The sequence below is a fragment of the Rosistilla oblonga genome (assembly GCF_007751715.1).
Classification (GTDB): Bacteria; Planctomycetota; Planctomycetia; order Pirellulales; family Pirellulaceae; genus Rosistilla; species Rosistilla oblonga.
Genome location: NZ_CP036292.1, coordinates 2509538 through 2529005, shown reverse-complemented (window position 1 = coordinate 2529005; position 19468 = coordinate 2509538). Strand labels below are relative to the sequence as shown.

Here is a 19468-nt window from a genome sequence, read left to right as displayed (position 1 = left end):
AGACTCTTGGCAGTTACCGAAATGTACTTCGATCCGATTTGGTTTTTGTTTGTCATCCCGCCGATGCTGTTGGCAATGTTTGCCCAGTGGCGGGTTAAAAGCGCTTACCATGAAATGAGCCAGATGCCGGCGCGGATGACCGGTTTCCAAGCCGCTCGCGCCATGCTCGATTCGGCCGGACTGCAACAGATCGGCATCGAACAGACACCGGGCGAATTGTCGGATCACTACGATCCGCGAGCCAAGGTGTTGCGTCTGAGCAGCAACGTCTATGGTGGCAATTCGATGGCCGCCGTGGGTATCGCTTGCCACGAAGCCGGCCACGCGATGCAAGATGCGATGCATTACGCCCCCTTGGTGATCCGCAACGCTGCGGTGCCCGCGGCGAACATCGGTTCGGGGCTGGGCGGCACAGTCGCCATGGTCGGTCTGGCCTTTAGTTTGCAACCGCTGGTCTGGGTGGGAGTGATCGCGTTTGCAGCGGTTGCCTTTTTCCAAGTCATCAACTTGCCCGTCGAGTTTGACGCCAGCAACCGCGCCAAACATCAACTGGTCGCCCAGGGAATCATTGCCGAACGCGACTTGCCGTTTGTCTCCAAAGTGCTCAACGCCGCGGCGCTGACCTACGTTGCCGCCACGTTGCAGTCGCTGATGACGCTGGCCTACTTCCTGTTCCGAGCTCTCGGCGACCGACGCTAGACCATGCAACTGAGATCGCTTCACTGGCCTTAGTGGACAGCGAAGCAGATGCCGCTTCCGCTCCGCGGCGTCGGAAGACTATCCACGCAGCAGCCGCTGCAAGTGAACCGCCGCGGAGGTCGCGTCGCTCGATGCGATCGCAGCCTGAGCCTCTTGCAGACAATCAAGCTGCCGATCGGTGATCGGCACCGCCATTCCAGCCGCGTGCGGCAGCGGAATCAATTGCTGCAGGATCGCTGCGATCAGGTCGTCGATTCCCGCCTGCGATAGCGTGCTGCTAAAGATCTTTTCCGCCGCATCCGGCATCGCTTCAACATCGATCAGATCGGCTTTGTTCCAAACTCGAATCGGATCCGGAACCAGCTTGGCGATCTCGTCGTGCTCGGGCGTCCAGCCGACCGATGCGTCGACGACGATCAAAACGGCATCGGCCGATTGGACTTCGCGGCGAGCCGATTGGACTCCCTCGCGTTCGATCGCCTCTGCAGTCTCGTGGATCCCCGCGGTATCGCGCAGCTCGATCGTCCAACCGCCAAGCGTTGTGCGGGCAGACAATACGTCGCGCGTCGTCCCTGGTTGATCGTAGGCGATCGCGCGATCGTAGCCGAGCAACCGGTTCAATAGACTACTTTTGCCGACGTTTGGCGGTCCAGCGATCACGACGCGAAACGGCTTGCTAGCGCCGCGTCCCAGCGGCGCTCGATCGATTAGAGTTTGAATCGCCTGGCTCGCGGCTTCAAGGTTCGCCGATCGAAGTTGTTCGATCGCCGCTTGGGTCGCTGTCGCCAGCGCGCCGCGGATTTGATCCAAAACAATTCCCGCAGTCGTTGGCGTCTGCGTGGCAGCCAGCGCGAGCTGGCACTCGCTGCTCCAAAAGTTGTCCGATCGCCCCTGAAGCCAGCTGTCGCCGCCGATCCGTTCCGCTCCCGACGCGACGAGATCGCCGACGATCGCTTCGACCGCCGCGCGGCCGCCATGGCAATGGATTTCGACTTCGGTCTCGCTTGTCGCACAAACGACGATCGATTCGCCGATCTCGCCATCGGGCTCCCGGCTCCAGACGCCATATCGAATTCGATCGATCGGCAGGTGAGAACTTCCCGCGTTGGGGCAAAAGTATTTGCCAACGATCTCGGCGGCCGTGGCACCACGCACCGCAACCGTCGCGATCGCGCCGCGGCCGATCGGCGTCAGGACACAGGTTTGCAATGCAGCGTCGTTGCCCGAAGCGTTCATAGCGATGAGGAATCCGCGAGTTCGATACCGTACAGTCCACGCAGCGGCATGTCGACGACGACGCGATGCGGGCTGCGGATCGCCGGAGACAAGCGGCCGGCATCGCCACCGGTCAAGAAGATCTGCGACACGTCGCAGGTCGATTGAAACGATTCGACCAACCGATCGATCGCACCAACGATCCCCGACGCAACGCCCAGTTCCATCGCGGCTTGCGTGTCGCGGCCCGGCGATTCCAGGGAGGCCAAGTCGTCGGGAGGTTCTAGCCGCGGCAGCTTATCGGTCGCTTCGTGAAGGGCGCGAAACTGCAGCCCCAAGCCCGGCAGGATCGCTCCGCCGCGAAAGACGCCCGGCGACGCAACGAGATCGACGGTGACAGTCGTCCCGGCGTCGATCACGATCGCCGATCGGTCGCCGGCCAGCCGGAAGGCGCTTTGGGCGGCCAGCAGACGGTCGATTCCGACCCGCTGCGGCATCCGAACATCGGTTTCGATTCCGACATCGCTGCGATCGATCACGCGCACTCGATCGGCGGCGCGGTGTGTTTCGATCCAACCCGACAAGCGATCGCAGCCGACCGAATTGACGCTGGCTAGCAGCCACTGGACCGTGTTGTCGGATTGCGGAAACGCGCTGGTCAGATCTGCCAGCTGCGTCTGCCAATCGGCTCCTGTCAACGAGACTCTGACGACACGCAAGTCGCTGGCGTCCGCGGTCATGCCCGGCGGATGGTAGGCAATTTTGATCGAGGAATTCCCAACATCCACCGCGACGCGAAAGCGACTGCTCACGGCGACTCTTCCTCGTGAACGTAGTCATGCGCCTGGACTTCGTTTGACAATTTGGAGGTTGGGCCGGCCAGATGCGGCGGCACGCGCTTCGGTTTTGGTTCTTCGGGAGCGACCATGTTGGAACTGGCTGTTGGCAATTGATGGCGTTTCAGCAGTTCAGCCGAAACCGCCTCCAACAGATCCTTCAAGCCCTCGCCGGTCATCGCACTGATGCGGTGAACGCGTTGGTCGACGACTTCCGCCATTCGCTGGCAGACTTCATCGGCCGCAGGGAGTTCACATTTGGTGACGGCAACGATCTCGGGACGCTCGCTCAACTGGCTCGTATATTCGGTCAGCTCGTGACGAATCGAGCGGTAGTTTTCAACGGGATCAGTCCCGTCGGACGGCTCGGGCTCGACCAAGTGGACAAGGATTCCGGCCCGCTCGACGTGCCGCAAGAACTCGTGTCCCAGCCCAACCCCTTCGTGAGCCCCTTCGATCAAACCGGGGATATCGGCCAGGATGAACGATCGATCGCGATCGACTTTCACCTGCCCCAGGTTGGGATGTTTGGTCGTGAATGGATAATTGGCGATCTCCGGCCGCGCCTGGCTCAACCGGCTCAACAATGTGCTTTTTCCGGCGTTGGGCATCCCGATTAGGCCGACGTCGGCGATCGATTTAAGCTCCAGGATCAGATTGCGGACCTCTCCCAATTCGCCCACGGTGCGCTCTCGGGGCGCCTGGTTGGTCGCCGACTTGAACGACGTGTTCCCCTTGCCAGCTTTGCCGCCGCGGGCCACGACGACGGTGTCGTCGATGTCGATCATGTCCTTGATCACAAACCCGTGCTCGGCGTCGATGATCGTTGTTCCCGGCGGAACGTAAAGCACCATATCGGCACCATGTCGGCCCGTCCGTTTGGCTCCCGAGCCATGGCTTCCACGTTCGGCCTTCCAGAACTTGCGTCCTGCAAAGTCGTTGAGGTTGTTGACGCCATCGCGAGCGACCAGGATCACGCTTCCGCCGCCGCCGCCATCTCCGCCATCGGGTCCGCCGCGGGGGACGAACTTCTCTTTGCGGAAGCTCATGCAGCCATCGCCCCCTTTGCCGCCGGTTACTTCGATTTCAACGCGATCAACGAACATAGTCAGGGGCCTAAAGGTGGCGTCGCGAGCAGGATGTCGCCGCGAAAATGGAACAGTACCAATGCAAAACGGCTGTGCCGCGTTTGACGCGATACAGCCGTTGATCGTTTTAACTTAAGTCGGATGCGTGAAGTTCGGTCGACTATGCAGCGTCAACAACGTTGACACGGCGACCTTCGCGGTCGAATTTGATCACGCCGTCGATCAACGCAAACAGCGTGTAGTCGTTGCCCATGCCAACGCCACGTCCTGGGTGCACCTTGGTGCCAACTTGACGAATGATGATGTTGCCTGGAGCGACCTTTTCACCACCAAACTTCTTGACTCCGCGACGTTGTGCGTTGCTATCGCGACCGTTACGGCTGGAGCCTTGTCCCTTTTTATGCGCCATTGTGGGGCTTCCTGTATCTTTTGCTTACGGGCCGACCTGCGATCGCAGACAAGCCCAGGTGGTTTGGGGTTGTGTGAATTGAAGAGGGAAATTTACCTGAAAAGCCACTGATAATCAAGCCGTTCGGTAAGCCCATATTGCTTCAATACGTAGCTTTGTTCGGCTGGGTCCTCGAAGGCGGGAACACCGAACCTGATTTCATCGGCCAGTTGACGTACGCTGTCACCAGGCCGATAGAAATTTAATTGCAAAATTTTTCGCAAAACTTTCTCCTCGCCCCCCTCCTGAACCGTTCGGAAGGCGTTGGTCAAGCCGTTGACGTTGACCGAAAAGAAGTCGGTGCTGGGGTCGACGTCTTCCCAAGTCGCAACTCCCCAGACGCCAGGAGCATCCGCAGCGGTGGTCCGCGGGATGTTTACGGTCCCGATTTCCACGGTGTTGTGCAGTTTCGAACGGATCTGTTCGCGGCGGGCGATCGGCTCGCGAGCCGTCGGCAATACGCGATCGATATATTCTTTCCCCTTGGCGTGGTTCGAAAGGACCAGCATCGGGAAACAGCGGCGTTGTTTGTAGGCGATCGCTTCGATATCGGGATAGGTTTTGTTGCCAAACTCGTCGACAACTTCCTTCGATCGCAGGTCGCCGCCGCGGTAGCGGATGCGGAAGACCATGTACCAGATCAACTTGCGTTTCATCACGCCGCTAGCCTGCGGAATGTCGACGTAGATCTGTCGCATCGGTTTGAAAGCAAATTCAAAGCCGTAGATCTCGCGTCGCAGCGTGACCTGTTTCGCTTTTTCGATCAGCGTCCGGCTGCGGGAGTTGAAAAACGGCTGCCCCTCCGGGAAATCGGGAGCTTTCCAATCGATCTGCGGATTGTTCGCCAGGAACTCCTGCAGCGGCAGCGGGCCCGAAAACGTCTCTTCAGGTTCCGGCGGGGCATCGATCACGCGAACGATTCCCGGAGCGAAACGAGCCGCGTCGTCGATCGCCGCGGGGGCTTGAGCCAACGCGCTGGCGACGCCCACGAAGAGACTGGCGGTCAGGACAATGGAGGTGCACAGTTGATTCATGGAAGCCCAAGAAAACTTGACAAGCGAAAAGGGAGACCGCCGTTGAGTGGATTTTGATACTGATGAATCCTAATTGCCACAACGGTCAAAGCCAAATCGTAAGCCACATTCTCGCCCGAATTCGGCTCAAAAGCAACGATTCTTCCGAGTTTCACGGCTGGGAAACCTGCAACCGGTACGACAAAACCGCCGCGTTGGGTCATCCCAAGCGGCGGTTGGCACGTTTTTAAGGCGAGTTGCCCCGCCGATTGAAGCGGTCTCATGGGGCGAAATCGATCCGATCAATTGTCGATCGGGCGACGATTTTTTCCGCTAGTGAGCCCCTCGGCCTTTCTCGCGATCCCCACCGCGATGCTTCTTCTTTCCTTTGCCCTTCCCCTTCTTGGAGCCGTCGCGTTTCCCATTCTTCGACTTTGCCGACAGCTTCTTGTTTTTGCCGTCGCGATGCTTCGCCGACTTCTCGCCCCGCTTCGACTTTCCCTTCCCATTCTTAAAACTCTTCTCGCCGCGGTGGTGCCGTGGCTCCATCGCATCGCGCCCTCGATCACCGCGAGGTCCACGATGTTCAGCGGCAAAACGGTGCGACCGATACGATTCGCCACGATTCATGCCGTGGTGGCGTCGCGACTCCGATGGGCCACGTCCCCAATCTCCACGCGGCCCGCGGCGTTCACCGGCAAAACGATGCGACCGATACGACTCGCCACGCTTCATGCCGTGGTGATGGCGCGAGTCCGACGGGGCACGTCCCCAATCTCCGCGAGCCCCACGGCGTTCACCGGCAAAACGGTACGACCGATACGACTCGCCACGATTCATGCCGTGGTGATGACGCGACTCCGACGGGCCACGTCCCCAATCTCCACGCGGCCCACGGCGTTCACCGGCAAAACGGTACGACCGATACGAGTCGCCACGATTCATGCCGTGGTGATGGCGCGAGTCCGACGGACCACGTCCCCAATCTCCACGCGGCCCACGGCGTTCACCGGCATCGCGATGCGACCGATACGAGTCGCCACGATTCATGCCGTGGTGATGGCGCGAGTCCGACGGACCACGTCCCCAATCTCCACGAGGGCCACGGCGTTCGCCGGCATCGCGATGCGACCGAGGCTCATCTCCACCTGGACGGCGACGTTCGCCTTCGAATCGATCCGGACGATTTGAATCTCCACGTTTCATATCGTCGTGTTGACGCGACTCCATCGCGCCGCGTCCCCGATCTCCACCAGGGCCACGACGTTCGCCCTCACGACGCTGCGGCCGCTCCGCATCTCCACCTGGACGGCGACGTTCACCTTCGAATCGATCCGGCCGATCCGAATCTCCGCGATTCATATCGCCATGCTGACGCGAATCCATCGCGCCGCGTCCCCGATCACCACCAGGGCCACGACGTGCGCCTTCACGATGTTCACCCTCACGGCGATGCGGTCGCTCCGCATCACCACGAAGGCCACGACGTTCACCTTCGAAACCATGCATCGGAGCTTCAACATCTCCGCCCGGTCGCCGGTGTTCACCAGCAGGGCGACGTGGTGGAGCGTCGTCGCCACGATCTCGATCTTCGTTCTGAGCGAAGGCGGCGGACGTTGTCGCGATAGCGATCGCCGTTCCGAATAGAGTTGTCTTTAAAAGATCACGAAGCATGCTTGTCGACCTCCAATGTGAAGCGGGCAGCGGATCCCGAACCGACATCGGCCCGGCGTGCTGCAGTAGAGAATGAGAACGGATGAGTTGATGCTCTTTAAACCCGCGCGGTCGGCCAAGGTCTCGCGGAAATCTCGCAGCTCGCTGCAAATTCGCCACATTTGTTCGCTCGGCTTCTTTTTCGGGAACCGCTCCCCCAAGCTTGCGTCTGTCTTGATGTAAACTGGTTGGATGCCATCGATCTGGAACGCGAGGCGGCGAACCTTGGCTGTCCCGTGGTTGTCAACCACTTCTTCTCTTCTGAAAGACACGTTTCATGTCACTTCACGCCGTTGAACATTGGGTGCTGCTGATCGGATTGTTAGTTGGAATGTTTTCGATTCCCCAGCGGACCGCGCGGGCTACCGAGATCGGATCGATCGAGCGTTACGCCTTGGCTGTCGACCGCCAACAATTTTTGCAAGACCTGCTCCCCGGTTCGGCAGACTATTACTATTTCCATGCGTTGCACCATCAAACGATGGGCCAACCCGAACTGGCGGCCGCCTACCTCGCCGACTGGTCCGCCAACAAGGCTTTTGACCAAGACCCGCGTCTGTTGGGGATGCAGCATCGCCAGCATCTGCTCCAATTCGAAGCGACTCCCGATCGAACGCTCGAATACCTGCGGCGTCATTTAAACGTCAACCTCGACCATCAACCGCCTCGCGTCCGCGGCCAGCGGCAATTGCCAGCTTCATTGGACGCGGCGTTGATCGATGGCGATGAACAATTGCTTGCAGCTGCCGAGCGTCGCGAGACGCTCACATCCGCAGGTCAGCGACGGTTGGTGCAGATTTGGACCGCAGCGGACCAACCCGATGACATCGTCTCGCCGCAAACATTGCGTTGGTTGTTGGAACGGCTCGACCAACCGGCGCTCCCGAAAATCGTCGATCTCGTGATCACCGAACTTCAACAGCGGCGTCCACAACACCAACAGTTTGGCGATCTCCCCATACACGACGTGCTCACGCTGGATGAATTGCAACAAGTCCGCCGGCAGGTCAAAGAGGTTGCTAGCGACGATGGACTTGTTTCGGCGATCCTGTTGCGATTGCGTCCGTCCGCGGACAGCGATCCAAGCCAACAACCACAGGTCTACCACGACTATCTGCAGCGGGTCGAAGAGTTTGTTCGAACGCTACCCGATGCTTACAACGGCCTGAAGGCGTCGGTTCTTTATCATCGACTCGCGGCCGATCTGAAGAATGAGCAGTTCGAGAAGCAGCGTTTTATCGACTACTTGGCCCTGCCACGGCAAAGCCCGATCGTCTTGCCGAAGTTGATCGAACGTAGCCTCGACGGCACGATTGCGGAACTCGACCACGACTACCGGCAGCAAGCGATGCTGCCACCGATCGGCGACGACCAACCGCTGGTCCGTGCTTATCTGGAACACTTTCTCCGCGATGCCGCTTCTCCCGAAGCCTTCGCCCAATACCTGCGGCCGGAATATCTTCGCGATCTGTTTGCCGAAACCAAGCTGTTGGCCGGGATTGAACCGCGCGACCAATGGTTCGCTCAGTTGTCGCCGGAGGATCAGAAGGCGTTGCAGGAGCGAGTCGAAGTCACGTTGGCGGCGACGAATTCGGAGTACCAGTCGGTCGATGAACCGGCGGCGCTGCATGTCGATATCAAAAACGTCGACGAATTGATGATCCGCATCTATCGGATCAACACCGAAGCCTATTGCCGCGCGGGGCGCAAACCGCTGAGCACGGCGATCGATCTCGATGGACTGGTCGCCAACCACAGTCGTTCGCTGAAGTACGACCTGCCCGCTTTGCGGCGTCATCGCCAGCGGATCGAACTGCCCGAAATTCAAGGACGTGGTGTCTGGGTTGTCGATCTGTTGGGAGGCGGCAGGCGATCGCGTGCTCTGATCCGCCGCGGGGACCTTCGTTTTGCAGAGACGATCGGCGCGGCGGGGCACCGTTTCCAAGTCCTCCGCGAGGATGGCACCCCTGCAGCGCAAGCGCGGCTGCAGATTGGAACGCAGGAATTTACAGCGGATGAATCGGGGACGATCATCGTTCCCTTCGCCGCCAAGACCACAACCCGCGATGCGATCTTGATCGACGACGCGATTGCGATGCCGATCAAGTTCCACCACCGCGCCGAGAGCTACAAATTGGAAGCGGGCTTCCATACGCATCGGCAACAATTGCAACCGGGCAAGCTGGCGGAGATCTTGATCCGCCCGCGGTTGTGGGTCGCCGATCGGCCGATCGATCCCAAGATCGTCGAAGAGGTCGAAGTCCAGGTTACCGCGACCGATCTCGATGGCGTCGCCACCAGCAAGCGGTACCGCGATCTCGAGTTCACTCTCGACCGGGAACTCGAAGTCCAGTTCCGCGTCCCGCGACGCACGGTGCAGATTACGGCAAGCGTCAGCGGACGGGTGGCCAGTCGCAGCGGAGGCGAGCGAGTCGAAGTCGACGCGATCAAGGTGTGGAAGATCAACGAAACGGAGAAGACCGACGCAATCGCCGACCTGTTTTTGGCGCGACACGACGGCGGTTGGTCCATCGAAGCCCGCGGCCGCAGCGGCGAACCTTTGGTCGGCCAAGCGGTCCGGTTGAGCCTTCGCCATCGCTACCGCAACAACAACGTCGATGCGACGTTGCAAACCGATGAAACCGGGACGCTGCATCTGGGGCCGCTGTCGGGCATCGATTCGCTGGCCGCCGTCTCCAGCGGCTTGCCCTCGCGCGATTGGTCGCTGCGTGAATCGGGATCGCATTGGCCCGCAGAGATCCACGCCTTGGCGGAGACCGAGATCTTGATCCCGACAAGCGATTTAGATGACGACGCCGGCCGATTCCGAATCTGGGAAGAACGGGCTGGTCAGCCGTACGCCAGCGTCGACCAAGCGTTATCGGTTCGCGATGGTGCGGTGCGATTGAAATCGCTCGCGGCGGGAGACTATCGATTGGTCGACAACGATCACAATCGTTCGCTTGTGATCCGCGTTACCGCAGGCATTGCCGCTGGCGATTATTTGATGGGCGAGACGCGTGAACTGGAACGCCGCCCGCCGCTGAGCACTTCGATCGCCAAAGCGGCTGTCGAAGGAGACGCCTTTGTTGTTCAGCTGTCCGGTGCCAATCCGCTCTCGCGCGTCCATCTGTTTGGCGGCCGCTACCTTCCCGGCGAATCTTCCGCTGCGGCCCTCGGCTTGGACGATTATTCGCCTCGAATCAAACCGCGTTCGATCGCGGCCAGCGGCTTTGTCAGCGACCGACGCTTGGACGAGGAGTATCAATATGTGTTGCGGCGTCGCAATGCGACCAAATACCCGGGCAACCTGTTGCCCCAGCCCTCGCTGATCCTCAATCCGTGGGAAACCGACACCACCGAAAACGCTCGCCAAGATGCGATGGCTGGCGATGTGATGGAGAGCCGCGCCGCGGCCGCTCCGCCGATGCCCGCCGATTCGATGCACCGCAATGAGCCCTTTGGACACCCGCTTTCACTCTCCGCCAGTTGGGACTTTCTGCCGACGCAGGGGAGCGTGCTGACGAACTTGGAAGTCGACGCCAACGGCCGTCTATCGATTCCACTGAACGCCTTGGGCGATGCTTCGCTGATCCGCGTCGTCGTCAGCGATCCGATCTCGATCGTGCAACAGACCGTCACGCGCGATCTGCCGCAACTGCAACCGAACGACCTCCGGTTGCGAACGATCTTGGATCCGGCAAAACGGCTGTCGCAGACTCGCGCCGTCTTGATCGCTTCGCAAGCGAAGCCCTTGGATCTCAGCGAACTGGGAGCCGCACGGATGCAGATCTACTCCACCGTCGGCGACCTGTATCGGTTGTACAGCAGCGTTGTCGAAGACGAACGATGGCCCGAGTTCGAACCGCTGTCGCGATGGCATGAACTGAACAATGAACAGCGGTTGGATCTTTACGGACGCTTGGCGTGCCATGAGCTGCATCTGTTCCTGTATCACAAGGATCGCCCCTTCTTCGATGCCGTCGTTCTTCCCTATTTGAAGAACAAGCTGGAGAAGACGTTTGTCGATCGCTGGCTGCTGGAAGAGGATCTGTCGGCTTACACCCAGCTGTGGAAATATGAGCAGTTGAACGCCGCCGAAAAAGCGTTGCTGGCGATGCGGCTCGATTCTTCGCGAGCTGCGGTCGTGCGCGAGTTCGACAATCGGATCGCGCTTCAAGACGAAGACCTCGCTGCGGTCCGCAGCCGGATCGACGCGGCGCTGCTGGGGCTGGAACTGGACGACCAGGGAGGCGCTGTGATGTTCGGATTTGGTGGTGGCATGGGAGGAATGGGCGATGCATTCGCCGACGGTGTGGTCTCCGAATCGCTCTCCGCGATGCCCGAAATGGAAGCCGACGAAAAAGCGGGGTCCGCAGTCCGCCAATTGATGCGACGCAAGAAACGTTCGGTGGAAGCACAGCTATCCGAAGAAGAAGCTGCCAACATGAGCCTGTTCTATCGGGAGAGCGATCTGCAGCGTGTTGCCGGTCCCGGATTCTTCCGGCCGTTGCCCGCGACGCGTCAGTGGGCCGAGAGCCAATACGATCGGATCAGGCGGATCGAACAAACGCCCGACCTCGTTCCGGTCGGTCGGTACTGGCAGCATCTCGCCGAGCACGACGGGACGCAACCTTTTGTCAGCAGCGAACTGTTGGTCCCCACCGAAACACGGACCGCCGCGTTGATCGCGCTTGCCACGACGGGGCTCCCCTTCGCCAGCGAGGCTGATCTGCCCGCCGGAGAGGACCAGCCGCAGTTTGCGCCGCCACATCCCGTGGCTGTCGTGACCGAACAATTGCGCGAAGTCCGGCCGCTGGAAGGGGATTCGCCAGTGTTGGTCGGGCAACGCTTTGAAGCCGACAGCGAGCGAGACGATGAGAAACCAACAGCGTTCGCGCCGGCGGAGTTTCTCGTCGGGCAACCCTATCTCGGCCAGATCGTCTTGACCAACCCGACGCCCACGATCCAACAGATCGATGTGCTGTGGCAGATTCCCGCCGGCGCGATGCCGCTGGGTGGCGGCCGCGAGACCGACAGCCGGCAACTGGAATTGGAACCGTTCGCCACGCAGACGCTCGAGTACCAGTTCTACTTCCCGTCGGCTGGCCAGTTCAAACATTATCCAGCCAGTGTTTCCGCCGACGGCATGGCTCTGGCCTCGGGCGAGCCGCGCACCTTTGGCGTCGTCGACAATCCGACGCAGATCGATGAAGAGACGTGGGAATACATCGCACTGCGTGGTGACGCCGCAAAGATCGCCGACTTTTTGAAGACCGCCAATCTGCGGAAGCTCGATTGGACGCAGGTCGCACCGCGTTTGCGCGATCGGGCGATCTACGACGTCGTGCTCCGCGCGATGACCGAATTTCAAGTTTGGGATGAAACCGTTTGGGGATACGCGGTGTATCACAAGGATGCACCACGGATCACCGAACTAATTTCCAACGACACCGAATTTGTGGCCGCTTGCGGTCCGGTGCTGCGTTCGAACCTGCTGACGATCGATCCCGTCGACCGCGATCTGTACGAGCACTTGGAATACGCGCCGCTTGTCCGGTCGCGAATCCATCCACTGCGAGATCAGCCGGAGATCATGAACGATCGACTGCTGCAACAATATCGCCATCGGATGAACGTGCTGTCGTACCAACGAAAGCCCTCGACCGAGCAACAGCTAGTGCTTTGTTATTACCTGTTGCTCCAGAACCGCATCGAAGAAGCGATCCGACGGTTTGAAACGGTCGCTCGCGACGAGGCGACGCCGCAGTTGCAATACGATTATCTGGACGCCTATCTGGCGCTGTTCGCTCAGGATTACAGGCGGGCAGCGGCGATTGCCGACAACTACCAAAGCTTCCCGATCCCACGCTGGCGTCAGCGATTTACCGAGCTCAGCAACCAATTGGAGCAGCGGCGGGTGCTGATGTCCGGAGCGGAAATCGCAGGAGCAGATCGTCCCGCCGATGCGTTGCCGACCGCCGACGCAGCCGACCTATCGGTCTGGGGACGCGATAGCGCGCAGAGCCAATCGGCGGCCAAAGAACCGAAGATCGAATTGGCTCTACGGCAGGATACCGTACTGATCCGGTATCAGAACATTCGCCAAGCGGAGATCCGTTTCTATTCGATGGATCTCGAACTGCTGTTCAGCAAGACGCCCTTCATTCAGAACGACGTCAGCCAATTAGCGATGATCGCCGCCAATGAAAGCGAACCGCTGACGCTGCAAGCGGCCAGTGGGACGCTGGAATATCGCTTGTCGCCCGAACTGGCAAAGCAGACGCTGTTGGTCGAAGTCACGGGGCAAGGCGTGCGGCAAACGATCTTCTACTACGGCGGGAATCTCACGACTTACGTAGCCGAAGCGTTTGGTCAAGTTCAGGTGCTGCAGGCCGGCAGTCGGCAGCCGATCAGCGGCGCGTATGTGAAGGTGTATGCGAAACACCGCGACGGCCAGATCCGCTTTTATAAAGACGGCTACACCGACCTGCGCGGCCGTTTCGATTACACATCGCTCAGCACGCCCGAGCTCGCGACAACCGAGAAGTTTGCGATCCTGGTCGTCGCGGAAGACGTCGGCGCGACGCTGCACGAAGTCGCCGCACCGGCTCAGTAAACGCGACGCCCCAGCACAACGCGTCGCCTAACCATGCATGATGTCAAGCAGGATATCGCCAAACCCGATCGGTTGGCTTTATCCTGCGATCGTCGGTCGCCTTTCGCTCCGCGAAAGTGCGTTCAACATCCGCACTTTCGCAGAGCGAAAGGCGACCATGGTGACATGGTGTTTTGTTGCGGCAAATACTAGCACGAAGCGCAAGCGAGTGTTTCCGGTTCGATGGTGCGATCACTCGCTTGCGCTTCGTGCTGGTATTGTCGGTTGGCAAACCGGCAACCTCTCTCCACAGTTGGTATACTGGCGATCCCCCTTCCCCCCAATCACACCCCTGCCGGAGAATCATCATGATGGATCCCATTTCCCGCCGCTCGTTATTAGCCGCCTCGGCCGCTGGCGTTTTGGTCAGCCAAACCGGGCGACTGTTTGCCGCCGATGAAGCCCCTGGGATCGATGTCGATCCGATTCGCACGATCAGTCTGCAGAGCGATCGCTACCATGGCTGGCCGACGCTGCTGCGGACTCGCGACGGCGAACTGTTGGTCGTTTGTTCGGGTGGCCGCGACAGCCACGTCTGTCCGATGGGACGCGTCGAACTGATTCGATCCGACGACGACGGGAAGACATGGACCTATGCCCGAACCATTTTGGATGGTCCGCTGGACGATCGCGACGCGGGAATTGTGGAGACTGCCAAAGGGACTCTGTTGGTGACCACGTTTACTTCGATGGCCTACCAACCGAATTACGAAAAAGCGGTTGCGGCCGCCGAAGCGGGCACTCCGTATCCGCTGGCCGGGGCTCAGTTGGAACGCTGGAAGGGAGCTCACCGACGTGTTGCCGAAGGAGAACATGAATCGCATCTGGGATGTTGGATGATCCGCAGCGAGGATGGTGGGCTGAACTGGTCTCCCGCCTACCGCGTGCCCGTCAACAGTCCCCACGGGCCGATCGCGCTGCAAAGCGGACGCTTGTTTTACGCAGGCGTTGCGCTCTGGGAAGAAGGCCGGAAAGTTGCCGCCTACACTTCCGACGACGACGGTTTAACGTGGCAATGGATCGCCGATATCCCCACGCGCGACGGAGACGAAGGATCGAAGTACCACGAACTGCACGCCGTCGAAGCGGCCGACGGACGCTTGATCGTTCAGATCCGCAATCACAACAAAGCCAATGCGGGCGAAACGCTGCAAACGCAATCGACCGATGGCGGCAAGACCTGGACATCTCCCAAATCGATCGGCATCTGGGGCCTGCCATCGCACCTGCTGCGTCTGTCCGACGATCGGTTGTTGATGACCTATGGCCATCGCCGCAAGCCGCTGGGGAACCAAGCTCGGATCAGCGACGACAACGGCGAAACATGGTCGCCGCCGATGCTGATTCAAGCCGACGCAAGCTCCGGCGATCTCGGCTACCCATCGACAGTCGAACTGGCGCCGGGATCGTTTGCCACGGTCTGGTACGAAAAGCTTCCCGACAGCTCCAATGCTCAACTTCGTCTGGCCACCTGGCGTCTCAAATAGTGCGACACGCCCAGGATCGCTGAACCGGGATTTCGGCGACTTACGCCGCCGGCAGTTTTTGTGTCGGCCTTCGGCCTCGGGAAGCAACGAGGGGACAGGCAGCAAAATTCATCTCGGGGCTTCCGCCCCAAGATTGCTAATCGACAGTTCGCGCGGCGGCAGCTCCCAAGCCCATCGCCAGCTTCAGGACTGCAACCGCCATCAGAAAGAGAATCGAGCAAGTCCAGGCTCCCGTCAAATCGAACAGGCTGCCGAACAGCAGGGGACCTGTCCCGGCGATCAAATAGCCGATCGACTGGGCCATCCCCGACAACTCGGTCGCAGTCTCTGGGTGGCGAGTTCGCAGCACGATAAACAGCAGGGCCAACCCAAACGATCCGCCCAAAACAAGACCGATCAACGAAACCCAGATCGCGATCCAGCCCGCCGGACTGGCTATCAACCCAACAAGTCCGACCGCCTCCACCGAGGCGAGGAACCACATAATGCCACGCTGGTCCGGCTTGCGTCCCGCGATGGTGGGAATGATCAACGAACCGACGATCCCCATCCCTTGCGACAGCGAGAGCATCCAGCCCGAAAACGATGCGTCATACCCTCGGCTGATCAAGATCGCTGGCAACCACGCCAAGACCGCGTAGTAGGTGAGCGATTGCAGGCCCATAAAAAAGGCGACCTGCCAAGCCAATCGCGACCCGCCCAAATCTTTCATCGCTTTTGCAAAGCTTCGATTCGGCTCCGATCTCGTCAACCGACGAACCTGCGGCAACCACGCCACAAAAGCGATCGCGGCCGGAATCGCCCAGATCCCCAGCGCCCCGCGCCAACCGAGCCCCAATCCGTTGGCCAACGGAATACTCAACCCCGCGGCCATCGACGCACCCAACGCCATCCCGCTCGAATAGAGACTTGTGACAAACCCGGAATTCGCGGCAAAGTTGCGTTTCGTGATGCTAGGCAGCAGCACGTTCCCAAACGCGATCGCAATCCCCAGACAGAGCGTCCCAAAATACAAGGCGGGGAGCCACGCGACGTATCGGATCGCGATCCCGAAGGCCAGCAACGCCAACGCTCCGAGCAACGTACCGCCGATCCCCAAACGCCGCGTGAACAGCGGGGTTAGGGTCGATATGACACCAAACGCGATCAACGGCAGCGTCGTCAGCAACCCCAATTGCGAACTGGACAGGCTTGTCGATTGCCGGATCTCTTCAACCAAAGGACCAACACTCGCCAACGCCGGCCGAAGATTGACAGCGACAAGCAGGATGCCGACGAGCAACAACAGATTCATCGGTTGCGAAGCAGCCTTGGTCGAAGGCACGGGCTCAGGATCGCGCTGTGGGACGTGGTCGACGCGTTCCTGCCGCTCGACGACCTCCGTTGAATTCGGACTTTCGATACTGAACCTTCCCTATGGAATCTGAGGACACAGGCCGGATGCTGCTGAATGCCAGCGTTGCAGTCTACCGCCGGCCCCACGAACCCGTCGAGCGCCCCTCAAGAAACACGATCCACGGCCAGAATGGAAAGGGCTCGCCGACGCCCTCCCAAAGCTGTGAATTCAACGCGCAGCGGCGTCTGGCGATCTAGCGGATTACGCAATTTTGAATCGACACCAGAGAGATTCGACGTCGCCCGAGCTGCGACGTCGCGCTGGAGCTTTGAATCTCAGCGGCCGATGATCGTAGCGATCTCGCCGGCCAAACGGTTGACAGATCCCTTGCCGTCGGGATACAGCCGGCTGCTCAAAAAGACAAACACGCGATCTTTTTCGGGGTCGATCCAGAGGACTGTCCCCGTGAACCCGCCATGCCCGACGGCGGAGTCGGAGAAGGTGGTCCCGCGATTCGACGAATAGGGGCTTTGGTGATCCCAGCCCGGCGTCCGCGTGCCGCGCGGCACCCGATGCGGTTGGATCATCGCGGCGATTGTTTTTTGATCCAATACGCGAGGAGCTGACGTCGTCTCGTCATCGACGCTCAAGATCATCTGGCCGTAGCGGACCAGATCCTCCGCCGTCGAAAAGAGTCCCGCGTGGCCGGCGACTCCGTCCAACAAGGCAGCTCGCGGATCGTGAACCTTTCCACGCAACAGCTCTCCATCGCGTGGTTCGGTCGCCGCGATCCGGTCGCGCAAGGCGGGATCGGGTTGATAGGAAGTCGTCTCCATTCCCATCGGCTGAAAGATCTCTTTCTGCGTAAATTGATCCAACGTCGTTCCGCTAACGCGTTCGACCAGCTTGCCCAAGATCAGGAAGCCGACGTCGCTGTAGGCGAACTTCTCACCGCGCTCGGATCTCGGCTTTAATGCAAACAAGCGTTCCCACGCCACATCGATCCCCTTTTGATAATCGCGGATCGAATTGTCGGGGATCATGCCTCCGACGTGTAACATCAGATCGCGAACCGTGATCGCTTCTTTCCCCTCGACCGCAAATTCGGGTAGGTATTTAGCGACAGGTTGATCGAGATCGACTTCGCCCCGTTGCACCAAAAGCATCACCGACGTCGCCGTCGCAACCGGCTTGGTCAGCGACGCGAGATCGAAGATCGTGTCAGTCGTTAAGGCTTCGCGAGTCGGTTCGATCTGGCGATCGCCAAACGCACGCAGGTACAGAATCTTTGTCGAGTCGGCGACGGCAACCACTGCGCCGGGCAGCTGGCCCGCTTCGATGCCGCGCCGCACGATCGGTTCGATCGCATCGAATCGGGAGTCGCCGGAATCCGCAGCGCGAACAGCGATATTGGTTGTGAAAGAAAGCAGGATCATCAAACTGCAATGGGCGAGCATCTTCATCGGCGGGACCTTTTGAATGCAAAGGGAAAAGACGGGGCGCTCCAAGTTCGTCGCTGACGATCCCGAATGCAAGCAGGCAACGCCCGATTCTTGATTGCTTCACAAAGTTTGGCTCGCCACGGAGATGTGAACAATCGCTTGCCGACCGGTTTGGCAAAGGCAAAACCAGAGTCGCGGCCGAGAATTATCGGCCGTCAATTCGCGTCGACCGATCCAACGGGATATGATTTCCCTTCCTCCCAACAATCGTTTCCACTCGCCTTCTACCATTCCCGCCGAAGAGACTCTCTCATGATTCGAAGTGTTTGCACGCTCCTGCTGTTTTGTCTGGTCGTTCCCGCTTGGGGGCAACAGACTGAAACCGATCTTCAGCTGACCCTGCCGCCGGAAATCTATGTTGTTCCCGGTGTCCCAACCAATATCTACTTCGACAACATCGTGCTCACGCAGAGCCCCGACAAATACCGCTTCGACGTCGTCTGCGACTTTGGCCAATCCGAACAACACCATTGGACTTGGACGCCAACCGCGGGAGATGTCGGAGTCTACCCGATTCGCGTCGACCTCTATTCAGCCGACGACACGCTGTTGGATTCCGCGGCGAGTGTGTTGCGCGTGACGGCGGGAGCCGCATCGCCCAGCACCGAACCGATTCGGATTTTGATCATCGGTGACAGCCTGACTCATGCGTCGGCCTATCCCAACGAGATCGCAAGGTTGATGACCGAAGATGCCAAGCAACCTTGGAAGATGTTGGGAACTCACAAGCCTGCGTCGGCTGCAGCGGATGTCGCGCACGAGGGCTACGGCGGTTGGACCTGGTGGAATTTCGTCAACAAATACGAACCGAATCCCGACGGAACGCACCGCAAACGAAGCAGCCCGTTTGTCTTTTTGAACGACGAGTCGAAGCCGGTTCTCGATATGCCTCGCTACTTCAAAGAGCAGTGCGATGGCCAGTTGCCCGACTACGTCGTGATCAAACTGGGGATCAACGATCTGTTCAGCGCGCCGGCGGGCGACGTCGCGGGGACCGATGCAAAGATCGATACCGTGTTTGGATATGCCGACCAATTAGTGGCCGCGACCCGCGCGGCGGCTCCCAACGCGACGATCGGCATCTGTCTGACCACGCCTCCCAACGCGCGGCAGGAAGCGTTTGAAGCGAACTACAAGGGCCGCTATTCGCGTTGGGGTTGGAAACAAATTCAACATCAACTGGTCCAGCGGCAGATGCAGTACATCGCCGACAAATCGGATCCGCAGATCCTGATCGTCCCGACGCAATTGAATCTCGATCCCGTCGACGGATATCCCGATAACAACAGCGTGCACCCTAACAAGTCGGGATACCAACAGATCGGCAGTTCGATCTACGCATGGCTGCAACATCAACTGGCGGGTAAATCGCCAGCTCCTGCCGCCAAATAAAGGCATGCCGCGGATGATCGCATGCCCCCACCGCGTTGGCATTGCGCCAACGCGGTTCGGTTTGCCGATCGTCCTCGCGGT

At 59.7% G+C, this 19468-nt stretch carries 15 protein-coding genes; 5 read left to right on the top strand and 10 right to left on the bottom strand.

Annotated features, from left to right (window positions below):
* The first annotated feature begins 6 nt into the window (after nt 1–6).
* On the top strand, nt 7–699 hold the full coding sequence (locus CA51_RS08940; RefSeq protein ID WP_231746081.1) for a zinc metallopeptidase: 693 nt from the start codon (nt 7–9) through the stop codon (nt 697–699).
* A 78-nt stretch (nt 700–777) separates the two neighbouring features.
* Here CA51_RS08940 and CA51_RS08935 read toward each other — a convergent pair whose 3' ends face one another.
* The 8 genes from CA51_RS08935 to CA51_RS25760 all read right to left on the bottom strand — a co-directional run bounded on the left by CA51_RS08935 (nt 778) and on the right by CA51_RS25760 (nt 6498).
* Complete coding sequence (locus CA51_RS08935) at nt 778–1935, bottom strand: GTPase (protein ID WP_145119772.1); 1158 nt, start codon at nt 1933–1935, stop codon at nt 778–780.
* Nucleotides 1932–2726 carry a type III pantothenate kinase gene (locus CA51_RS08930; protein ID WP_145119770.1) on the bottom strand — a complete coding sequence of 265 codons (795 nt, stop codon included), beginning with the start codon at nt 2724–2726 and terminating at the stop codon, nt 1932–1934. The genes CA51_RS08935 and CA51_RS08930 overlap by 4 nt, the downstream gene beginning before the upstream one ends.
* The gene (gene obgE, locus CA51_RS08925) at nt 2723–3856 is read right to left on the bottom strand and encodes a GTPase ObgE (protein ID WP_145119768.1); all 1134 of its coding nucleotides are present in this window, start codon (nt 3854–3856) and stop codon (nt 2723–2725) included. The genes CA51_RS08930 and obgE overlap by 4 nt, the downstream gene beginning before the upstream one ends.
* Before the next feature lie 142 nt (nt 3857–3998).
* Nucleotides 3999–4247, bottom strand: coding sequence for a 50S ribosomal protein L27 (rpmA, locus tag CA51_RS08920; RefSeq protein WP_145119766.1), 249 nt, complete (start codon nt 4245–4247; stop codon nt 3999–4001).
* 92 nt (nt 4248–4339) lie between these two features.
* Nucleotides 4340–5320: a hypothetical protein gene (locus CA51_RS08915; RefSeq protein WP_145119764.1), complete on the bottom strand. Its 981-nt coding sequence runs from the start codon at nt 5318–5320 to the stop codon at nt 4340–4342.
* Nucleotides 5317–5583 carry a hypothetical protein gene (locus CA51_RS08910; RefSeq protein ID WP_145119762.1) on the bottom strand — a complete coding sequence of 89 codons (267 nt, stop codon included), beginning with the start codon at nt 5581–5583 and terminating at the stop codon, nt 5317–5319. Before CA51_RS08910 ends, CA51_RS08915 begins: the two co-directional genes overlap by 4 nt.
* Before the next feature lie 49 nt (nt 5584–5632).
* Nucleotides 5633–6349, bottom strand: coding sequence for a hypothetical protein (locus CA51_RS08905; protein WP_145119760.1), 717 nt, complete (start codon nt 6347–6349; stop codon nt 5633–5635).
* A complete protein-coding gene (locus CA51_RS25760) occupies nt 6346–6498 on the bottom strand; it encodes a hypothetical protein (protein WP_197451701.1) in 153 nt (50 codons plus the stop codon). The genes CA51_RS08905 and CA51_RS25760 overlap by 4 nt, the downstream gene beginning before the upstream one ends.
* A gap of 13 nt (nt 6499–6511) precedes the next feature.
* On the opposite strand from CA51_RS25760, the gene CA51_RS08900 reads away from it, so the two are divergent.
* The 3 genes from CA51_RS08900 to CA51_RS08890 all read left to right on the top strand — a co-directional run bounded on the left by CA51_RS08900 (nt 6512) and on the right by CA51_RS08890 (nt 15157).
* On the top strand, nt 6512–6946 hold the full coding sequence (locus CA51_RS08900) for a hypothetical protein (protein WP_145119758.1): 435 nt from the start codon (nt 6512–6514) through the stop codon (nt 6944–6946).
* Between the two features lie 343 nt (nt 6947–7289).
* Nucleotides 7290–13631 (top strand): hypothetical protein, encoded by a 6342-nt coding sequence (locus CA51_RS08895; protein ID WP_145119756.1) that lies wholly within the window; start codon nt 7290–7292, stop codon nt 13629–13631.
* Between the two features lie 347 nt (nt 13632–13978).
* A complete protein-coding gene (locus CA51_RS08890; protein ID WP_197451700.1) occupies nt 13979–15157 on the top strand; it encodes a sialidase family protein in 1179 nt (392 codons plus the stop codon).
* A 136-nt stretch (nt 15158–15293) separates the two neighbouring features.
* On the opposite strand, the gene CA51_RS08885 is transcribed toward CA51_RS08890, so the two are convergent.
* Nucleotides 15294–16451, bottom strand: a complete 1158-nt coding sequence (locus tag CA51_RS08885) for a CynX/NimT family MFS transporter (protein ID WP_145119754.1) — start codon at nt 16449–16451, stop codon at nt 15294–15296.
* 377 nt (nt 16452–16828) lie between these two features.
* Nucleotides 16829–17956: a serine hydrolase domain-containing protein gene (locus CA51_RS08880; RefSeq protein WP_145119752.1), complete on the bottom strand. Its 1128-nt coding sequence runs from the start codon at nt 17954–17956 to the stop codon at nt 16829–16831.
* A 291-nt stretch (nt 17957–18247) separates the two neighbouring features.
* Here CA51_RS08880 and CA51_RS08875 point away from each other — a divergent pair, with 291 nt between their 5' ends.
* Nucleotides 18248–19387 (top strand): SGNH/GDSL hydrolase family protein, encoded by a 1140-nt coding sequence (locus CA51_RS08875; RefSeq protein WP_145119750.1) that lies wholly within the window; start codon nt 18248–18250, stop codon nt 19385–19387.
* The last annotated feature ends 81 nt before the right edge of the window (nt 19388–19468 follow it).